Source organism: Microbulbifer okhotskensis (assembly GCF_023895975.1).
Classification (GTDB): Bacteria; Pseudomonadota; Gammaproteobacteria; order Pseudomonadales; family Cellvibrionaceae; genus Microbulbifer; species Microbulbifer okhotskensis.
The window spans coordinates 19085-27428 of sequence record NZ_JALBWM010000055.1; the positions used below are offsets into that span (position 1 = coordinate 19085).

Annotated in this window: 9 protein-coding genes and 3 tRNA genes; 10 read left to right on the forward strand and 2 right to left on the reverse strand. The window is 54.5% G+C overall.

The window, feature by feature from the left end; all coding sequences use genetic code 11:
* The first annotated feature begins 13 nt into the window (after positions 1-13).
* Genes MO867_RS13045 through MO867_RS13065 form a run of 5 tightly spaced genes read left to right on the forward strand, consistent with a single transcriptional unit; the run spans position 14 to position 4690 of the window.
* Positions 14-598, forward strand: coding sequence for an elongation factor P hydroxylase (locus tag MO867_RS13045; RefSeq protein ID WP_252468648.1), 585 nt, complete (start codon positions 14-16; stop codon positions 596-598).
* On the forward strand, positions 595-1488 hold the full coding sequence (locus MO867_RS13050) for a 5'-3' exonuclease (RefSeq protein WP_252468656.1): 894 nt from the start codon (positions 595-597) through the stop codon (positions 1486-1488). The genes MO867_RS13045 and MO867_RS13050 overlap by 4 nt, the downstream gene beginning before the upstream one ends.
* Positions 1485-2606, forward strand: a complete 1122-nt coding sequence (locus MO867_RS13055; protein ID WP_252468658.1) for a 4-phosphoerythronate dehydrogenase — start codon at positions 1485-1487, stop codon at positions 2604-2606. The genes MO867_RS13050 and MO867_RS13055 overlap by 4 nt, the downstream gene beginning before the upstream one ends.
* Positions 2597-3748 carry an ATP-NAD kinase family protein gene (locus tag MO867_RS13060; RefSeq protein WP_252468671.1) on the forward strand — a complete coding sequence of 384 codons (1152 nt, stop codon included), beginning with the start codon at positions 2597-2599 and terminating at the stop codon, positions 3746-3748. The genes MO867_RS13055 and MO867_RS13060 overlap by 10 nt, the downstream gene beginning before the upstream one ends.
* A gap of 3 nt (positions 3749-3751) precedes the next feature.
* Positions 3752-4690, forward strand: coding sequence for a class I SAM-dependent methyltransferase (locus tag MO867_RS13065; protein WP_252468673.1), 939 nt, complete (start codon positions 3752-3754; stop codon positions 4688-4690).
* Between the two features lie 21 nt (positions 4691-4711).
* Here the strand turns inward: MO867_RS13065 and MO867_RS13070 are convergent, their stop codons facing one another.
* Positions 4712-5113, reverse strand: coding sequence for a hypothetical protein (locus MO867_RS13070; protein ID WP_252468682.1), 402 nt, complete (start codon positions 5111-5113; stop codon positions 4712-4714).
* Positions 5113-6327 carry a pyridoxal phosphate-dependent aminotransferase gene (locus MO867_RS13075; protein WP_252468684.1) on the reverse strand — a complete coding sequence of 405 codons (1215 nt, stop codon included), beginning with the start codon at positions 6325-6327 and terminating at the stop codon, positions 5113-5115. The genes MO867_RS13070 and MO867_RS13075 overlap by 1 nt, the downstream gene beginning before the upstream one ends.
* 194 nt (positions 6328-6521) lie before the next feature.
* On the opposite strand from MO867_RS13075, the gene msrB reads away from it, so the two are divergent.
* The 5 genes from msrB to MO867_RS13100 all read left to right on the forward strand — a co-directional run bounded on the left by msrB (position 6522) and on the right by MO867_RS13100 (position 8255).
* Positions 6522-6938: a peptide-methionine (R)-S-oxide reductase MsrB gene (msrB, locus tag MO867_RS13080; RefSeq protein ID WP_252468686.1), complete on the forward strand. Its 417-nt coding sequence runs from the start codon at positions 6522-6524 to the stop codon at positions 6936-6938.
* Positions 6935-7705: a DUF1499 domain-containing protein gene (locus tag MO867_RS13085; RefSeq protein WP_252468688.1), complete on the forward strand. Its 771-nt coding sequence runs from the start codon at positions 6935-6937 to the stop codon at positions 7703-7705. The genes msrB and MO867_RS13085 overlap by 4 nt, the downstream gene beginning before the upstream one ends.
* A 168-nt stretch (positions 7706-7873) precedes the next feature.
* A tRNA-Glu gene (locus MO867_RS13090) sits at positions 7874-7949 on the forward strand.
* Between the two features lie 34 nt (positions 7950-7983).
* Positions 7984-8059 (forward strand) — tRNA-Gly (locus tag MO867_RS13095).
* 120 nt (positions 8060-8179) lie between these two features.
* Positions 8180-8255 (forward strand) — tRNA-Glu (locus MO867_RS13100).
* Positions 8256-8344 lie beyond the last annotated feature (89 nt).

Consider the following 8344-nt stretch of genomic DNA (forward strand, 5'->3'; position numbering starts at 1 on the left):
CCCGGAGAACGCCTTGCCTGTTGAAACCGCAGAAATGGCTTCTGTTCCTACGAAACGGCCCGTGGCTGATCGTATTGTCAGAGTCTTTGATCAGTGCTTTTCAGACCCCAATGGGCTGAACACCCGACTTTGCGGGGGCTTCCCCGAGCCATTTTACCGACCTTCAGGGGGGGGGCAGCCCCACCATCAAGTCGAATTTACCCTTGATTACCCCGCCAGCGCGCTACATGAAGTGGGGCACTGGTGTGTGGCGGGAGAGATGCGGAGACAGTTGCCCGACTATGGCTACTGGTATGCCCCGGATGGTCGAAGTGCTGAACAGCAGGCGGCATTTGAGCTGGTCGAGGTGAAACCCCAGGCCCTTGAGTGGATTTTCGCCCGCGCCTGTGACCTCAGGTTCAGGGTAAGCGCGGACAATCTGGAGAGCGGTACGGGCCCGAGTGCCAGTTTCAAAAAAGCGATTTACTCCCAAGTTCTGGACTATTGTGATACCCGGCCCAATACGCGGGCCTGCGCATTCGCTGAGGCTTTGGCTCGGGACTTTGGTCGCCCCAATCCTTTTGATCGTGACAGCTACCAGTTGGTTAGCCTCTCGTGAGCAGTTACTTGATAGACGCTTCTATCTATATATTTCGCTACTACTTCGCCTTGCCGTCCAATTGGCAGAGTCGCAGTGGTTACTCCACTGAAGCGGTCTACGGATTCACCAATTTTCTACTGGATATGCGGGCTCGACAGCCCCGTTATATCGCCTGTGCCTTTGATGAGTCCCTGGGCAGCTGTTTCCGCAATGAACTTTACCCAGACTACAAGTGCAGTCGTGCAGCACCGGATGAGGCCCTGGCTTTTCAGTTGGCAGCTTGCCGGGAAATGGCTGAGGTGCTGGGAGTCGCGAGTTTTTCCAGTGAGCGCTTTGAGGCGGACGACATACTTGCCACTTTGACGCGAAAATTGCGCAGACAGGCGCCGGTGGTGGTAAGCCGGGATAAAGATCTGGGGCAATTGCTGGCTCGTGGGGCTTCATCCCTGTGGGATTTTGCCAAGGACCAGCACCTGGATAGCGCCGCCCTGATAGATAAGTTTGGGGTGCGCCCGGAACAGATCCCCGACTACCTGGCCCTGGTGGGTGATAGCAGTGATGACATTCCCGGTATACCCGGTGTTGGCCCGAAAACAGCGGCACGCCTGCTGGGGACCTTTGACACGATTGAGGCGCTGTTGGAGCAGCTCGATACCGTAGCCTCGCTGCCAATTCGAGGTGCCAGTGGGCTGATGTCCCGGATTGGCAATTACGAAGAGCAATTGCGTCTTGCCAAGCGCCTGACCCGCCTGGAGGAGAAGATCCCATTGGTGGTGAAATTGGAGGATCTTCGACCGCAGCCAGTGGACCTTGACCTAGCCCAGGCGATGGTGGAAGAGTTTGGTATAGGCGGTCTCAGTAAGAAGATTAAACGCACCTTGGTCGGTGCTGATGGAGAATTTACATGACGGATAGCGCTGCACAGAGTGCCGGCCTGAAAATTGTCGCGGATGAAAATATCCCGGCGCTGGAGGAGTACTTCGGTGACCTGGGGACTTTGCAGCGCTATCACGGACGTACACTGACGCGTGACCAATTGATCGATGCAGACATACTGCTGGTGCGCTCTGTGACCCAGGTCAATCAGAGTCTACTCGAAGGCACCAGGGTACGTTTTGTTGGCAGTTGTACTATTGGCACTGACCACCTGGATACGCATTGGCTGGAGCGCAATGATATATTTTGGAGTGCTGCGCCAGGATGCAATGCTAATTCAGTGGTGGAGTATGTCTTCTGTACCCTGGCAGCACTGGCAGTGGATTGGCGCAGCCGCAGCTTTGGCATTGTTGGATGTGGCAATGTCGGAGGGTTGCTGCACAAGCGTCTACAAGCTTTGGGTATTTCCTGCGCAGTATACGATCCCTGGCTAGAAGATAACCCGGATGCGAGTGGACTTGATCAAGTGCTTTGCCAGGATATTGTGTGCCTGCACGCGCCGCTGGTTAAAGGGGGGAGCTACCCCAGCTTCCATATGATTGGTGAAGAGCAGTTGCAGCGCCTTCGTGATGACACTGTGCTGATCAGCGCCGGCCGGGGCGGGGTTGTGGACAATCGCGCTCTGCTAGTGGAAATCCAGCGGGGCAAACGTTTTACCACGGTTTTGGATGTGTGGGAGAACGAGCCGGATATCGATATAGATTTGTTGCAAGCGGTTGATTTGGGCACGCCGCATATCGCCGGTTACAGCTTGGATGGCAAGCTCGCGGGGACGCGTATGATCCGCGAAGCGCTGTGCCGGCAGCTGGGTATTGCGCCATTGGCAGTCGAGGATAAATCGACTGGAAGCATTGTGGAAATTGTAGGTGATTCGGCCGCCGAATTACTGTTGCAAATGTATGATCCTCGCGAAGACGATCGCCGTCTGCGCGCGGCGGCGGCGGGGACAGCGCCGATGCAAGCGGCGTTTGATCAGCTGCGCAAAGACTATCCCGAGCGCCTTGAATTTAGCCACTACCGCACGTTCATCCAGGTCTTGGAAGAGCGGCAAAAACAGCAATTGGCAGTCCTGGGGTTAGCGTGCAATTAGGCAGACAAGTCAAAAATCTGGGTTTGATCATTAACCCTTGGGCTGGCGTCGGCGGCCCGGCAGGTTTGAAGGGTAGTGATGGCGCTGAGACAGTTCAGCGAGCATTGAAGGTGGGTATAGAGCCGCAGGCAAATCAGCGTGCAGCTCTGGCGTTGGAGGCTTTGAAACCTTATTCAGACGAGCTGAGAATTCTATGTTTTGCCGGTGATATGGGCGCGAGCACTGCTCGCAAGTTGGGTTTTTCTGTCTCTGAGGTGGGTGTGGCTGAGTGTTCCCCATCGTCGCCGGAAGATACCGAACGCGCTGCGGTTACCATTCGCAACAATGGCGCAGACCTGATTGTCTTTATTGGTGGTGACGGCACGGCGCGCAATATCGTTAATGCTCTGGGAGGTAGCTTCCCAGTGCTGGGGATTCCCGCTGGTGTGAAAATGCACTCGGCCTGTTTTGCCATCTCACCCAAGGCCGGCGGAGAGATTTTACGGCGCCTGATGGCGGGTCAGTTGGTGGATCTTTGTGAGCGCGAAGTGCGGGATATTAACGAGCAGTCCTTCCGTCAGGGGCGTGTCAGTACCCGTTACTATGGAGAGTTGCTGGTCCCTCAGGAGGGGCAGTTTTTGCAGTCGGTTAAAAATGCCGGCCGTGAAGTGGAAGAGTTGGCGGTTGCCGATATTGCCGCAGAGATCACCGAGGAACTCGATCCGGAAACTTTGTACATCGTCGGACCTGGTTCCACCACTTTGGCCATTCTCAGGGAATCTGCTTGCCAGGGGACTTTATTGGGGGTGGATTTATTACTCGGCGGGCAACTGCTGCAGGCAGATGTCAGCGCACCACAAGTTGAAGAGGCGATAGCCGCCCATTCTGGGCCGGCCAAAATTATTCTGACGGCGATTGGGGGGCAAGGCCATTTGATCGGTCGGGGGAATCAGCAAATTTCGCCTAGGGTGTTGCGAGCAGTGGGGCGCGACAACCTGATTGTGGTGGCCAGCAAAACCAAAATTACTGAATTAGAGGGGCGTCCGCTGTTGATTGATAGCGGTGCTCCGGAGCTTGATAAGCGGTGGAGTGGTTTTATCCGGGTAGTCACAGGCTACCGGGACGCGATCCTCTATCCACTGAGTAACGGGGAAATCCAATAAGAAATGAGTACAGATTGGCAATTACTACTAGAGCAAGTAGAGAATAAATTAGGGCAGAGCGGTAACGACAGTCGCCGTTTATTCCACGGGCGTGGTCGTTATTACGAGGGGTTGGAGCAGGTCTGCGTCGACAGCTTTGCCCCTGCATTGTTGGTGACTTTCTTTGAGGAGTACGAGGGCGAGACGGAGCTGTGTGAAAAGCTCTGGCAAATGGCTGAGCCTCGTGGCTACCAGGGGGTTGCTGCCCAGCGTCGCTATCTTCCCGGGGCGCCGCTGCAATGGCATTGTGGCGAGGCGGTGATCGAGCCGGTCGCGCGGCGCGGCGATCTCAAATTTCCTCTGACGTTCGATCGCCAGAATGTGGGTTTTTTTCTGGATATAGAGCCGGGCAGGGTTTGGCTTGAGGCGCAGGTGCGCGCTCGAGCGGGGCAGGTACCGGTAAAAATGCTGAATCTTTTCGCATTTACTTGCGCTTTTTCTGCTGTGGCCCGCTCTGTGGGTGACATTGATGTTGTCAATGTGGATGTCAATCGTGGTGTATTAAATCGAGGCCGTGAAAACCACGAAATCAATGCTTTGTCATTGAAAGGCGTTCAGTTTCTACAGTTCGATGCACTGCGGCAATTTAAACGCTTTGATCGCCGTGGTCCTTTTGAACTGGGTATTATCGACCCGCCAACGCGTCAAAAGGGTCGTTTTGATGTGGGTCAAAACTACGAGAAACTGTTGCGGCAGCTGCCGGCTTGCCTCGCGGATGAGGCGGACTTGCTGATGGTCATCAACTCGCCGCGTCACAGTGAAGCTCATTTTCGCGAATTGATACTCGCTGCCGATTGCGGTTATGACGTGGTGGCGCGCCTGGCGCAAAACTTGGATTTCCCCGACCGGGACCCGGACGCGGCCCTCAAAATGCTACACGTAAAATATCGCCGCCAGCGCTAGTGGCCCTTAAGGGCCGCGCAGCTAAAGCGCAGAAAACTCCCGCATCAGGCGCTCCAGTAGCGTCTGTAATTGGGGCGATGAACCGTCGCGTACAGCACGGTTTAGCAACTGGGCGTTATTTTCCTCGGGCTCGGCCTCAGTATTAATTAACAGTAGAAAGCCTTTGTGGCTCAGTACTGCGTCCTCCATGGCTTCCTGCCGCACCAGTTGTGAAAAATCGATATAACCGCTTTGCCTCAGCCAAGTCATAGCCCCCAGGCACGCCAGGTGTCGGGGTGAATGCAAGCCGTATTCATCCGGCATGTCGGGGCCGGAAATATCCTCTACGTATACGGTTGCCGGTACCGGGAATTGGTTGAACATCGCCAGCAGAATTCTGCCGGCGTCCCGGTAAAAATCGTGAATATGTAAATCGTCCAACATCAACGGGTATATCGCTCCAAAAAATAGCCCAAGCGCTCAATGGCGTGAGACAGGTCGTCGGCTCGGGGTAAGAATACGATGCGCAGGTGGTCCGGCGCATCCCAGTGAAAGGCGCTGCCCTGTACTAAAAGAATTTTTTCCTGGCGCAGGAATTCCAGCACCAAATGTTCATCGTTATCGATTTTGTGATGATCCAGATGCAATTTGGGGAATAAATAAATTGCGCCACTGGGTTTGACACAGCTCACGCCTGGAATGTTATTGAGCATCTGGTGGGCCATATCCCTCTGCTGGCGCAGGCGCCCGCCGGGCAATATCAAATCGTTGATGCTCTGATAGCCACCCAGAGCAGTTTGCACTGCGTACATGGCTGGGACATTGCCGCACAAGCGCATAGAAGAGAGTATTTCCATGCCTTCGATAAACCCTTTGGCGCGGTGTTTGGCGCCACTGATAATCATCCAGCCAGAGCGGAAGCCGGCCAATCGATAAGACTTTGAGAGGCCGTTAAAACTCAGGCAAAGTACATCCGGGGCCAGCTTGGCCACCGGCGTAAATTCCGCATCGTCATAGAGAATCTTGCTATAAATTTCATCGGCAAAGATGACAAGATTATGACTGCGTGCCACTTCGACAATATCTTCCAGCAATTCGCGCGGGTAGATAGCTCCAGTGGGATTGTTGGGGTTAATCACCACGATGCCGCGGGTGCTTGGCGTAATTTTGGCTTTGATATCTTCGATGTCGGGAAGCCAGCCGGATTCTTCATCACAGCGGTAGAGTATCGGTGTGGCACCGGTGAGGTTGGTGGCTGCCATCCACAGTGGGTAGTTGGGCATTGGCAACAGAAGCTCGTCGCCACTGTTGAGCAGTGCCTGGGTCGACATCGAAATTAACTCAGAAACACCGTTGCCTAGATAAATATCGTCAATTTCAATTCCCTCGATACCGAGGGTCTGGCTCTCCTGCATAATGGCTTTACGTGCGGCAAAGAGCCCCTTGGACTCTACGTAGCCCTGCGCTTGGGAGAGGTTGTGAATGACGTCCTGGATGATTTCATCAGGGGCATTGAAGCCGAAGGGCGCAGGGTTGCCGATATTCAGCTTGAGGATGCGATGCCCTTCCTCTTCCATGCGCTGGGCTTGTTCCATCACGGGACCGCGGATTTCGTAGCAGACGCCGTGCAGTTTTTCTGATTTATTGAAGTCCTTCATGGTGGTTTGGTAGCTCTGTAGCCCTGTAGCGGTGCAGGAGCGGCCCTGAGCTGCAAGTTCACTGCGCGAAAGCCGGGTAGTAATTCCACAGCGGTAAGTACCGCTCCTGCGGGAATCTGGGCGTCAATGAAACAGGCCGACCGTTTAATGGCGCCTGATCAGAAAGACCCAATTGAATAGGGAAACACTAGAGTATGTCAAAAGAAATAGACGATAACTACTGGCGTGACCGGCTTACAAATGAAGAGTTTAAAGTCTGCCGTGAAGGTGGGACAGAGGCTCCGTATACGGGCGAATATTGGGATGTTTTTGACGATGGAATCTATCGCTGTCGGTGCTGTGGCGAGATTTTGTTTGCCTCGGCGGCGAAGTTTGAAAGCGGATGCGGTTGGCCCAGTTTCGACGCGGAGCATAGTGAGGGGGTAGTGAAAGAGCTACCGGATAGTAGTTTTGGGATGCGGCGGGTGGAAGTTCGTTGTAACAAGTGCGACGCTCACCTGGGGCATGTATTTGATGATGGCCCTACAGACACCGGGCTGCGATATTGTGTTAATTCCCTGTCGGTTAAACTGGAACAGGACCGTACCGATGGGGAGGATGATGCTGAGTGACAAATTCACACTGGAGTAACTGGCTATTGCGAGTGCAGTGGCTGTTGTTGCTACTGATTGCCCTGTCGGGGGTGGCACTTCGGTTTGGCCTCCTGCATTTCTCGATGGCTTTTAAAGTCTTTATCTTTGCCGGTGGCGCGACACTGTTGGTTGCCCTGTTGAGTTTGTTCGTTTTTGTCTGGGGCATGAGAAAAGGGCAGGCTCTTACTCGCAGCAATGCCCTGTGGGCGGCGCTGCTCGGGCTATTGCCACTGGCGGTGCCTCTGGCGACCGTGGGCAAGGGGAATTTCGACCTGCCGAGAATACACGATATCACTACTGATACTCGCAACCCGCCCCAGTATCAAGCGGTATTGGCTCTGCGCCAGAAAGGCGATAACAGCGCTCAGTACGAAGGGAGTGAAGTGGCACAACTGCAGAGGGGCGCGGATATCTATGCCGATATTGTTCCGCTGCATGTGCACTTGCCAGTCTCCCGCACCACCGAAGTCGCAGCAGATGTAGCTGAAGAGTTGGGGTGGGAGATAGTCTCCTTTGATCCGCAAAAGGGCCATTTGGAGGCGGTGGATAAAACGCCGATTCTCGGTTTTACGGATGATATTGTGGTACGGGTCCGAGCGGAGGAGGACGGTGGCTCCAGGGTTGATGTGCGTTCTAGCTCCCGCGTGGGGGTTGGTGATCTGGGTGCCAATGCAAAACGGATCCGTCTTTTTCTGGAAGAGTTACATCTTCATGCATTGGTACTAAAGGGCACCGACACCGCGTAGCGCCAAAATGTGTCCCGAGAAACGCCCAGGCTTGGTAAGTGTCTGACAATTAAAGAAAAAAAATTCCACGAGAGTGTTGACAGCTCCCCGACCGATACATAGAATGCGCCCCACTTCTGACGCAGAGCTACACTAAAAACGAAGCGCTGATGACAGAGGTGATTCTGGGTCCCCATCGTCTAGAGGCCTAGGACACCGCCCTTTCACGGCGGTAACAGGGGTTCGACTCCCCTTGGGGATACCAACATGACCCGGTAGCATTGCTGCCGGGTCAACTTGCGGGAATAGCTCAGTTGGTAGAGCGCAACCTTGCCAAGGTTGAGGTCGCCGGTTCGAACCCGGTTTCCCGCTCCAAGTTTTTCGCTTCATGAGATGATCTCTAGTCAACTCGAGAAGTGCCGCTACCGAGAAATCAGTGGCATTGCCATCGACAGCGTGGCAGCACGGGACCGAAAGGTCATAGTGCAAGTTTCTGTCCCCATCGTCTAGAGGCCTAGGACACCGCCCTTTCACGGCGGTAACAGGGGTTCGACTCCCCTTGGGGATACCAACATGACCCGGTAGCATTGCTGCCGGGTCAACTTGCGGGAATAGCTCAGTTGGTAGAGCGCAACCTTGCCAAGGTTGAGGTCGCCGGTT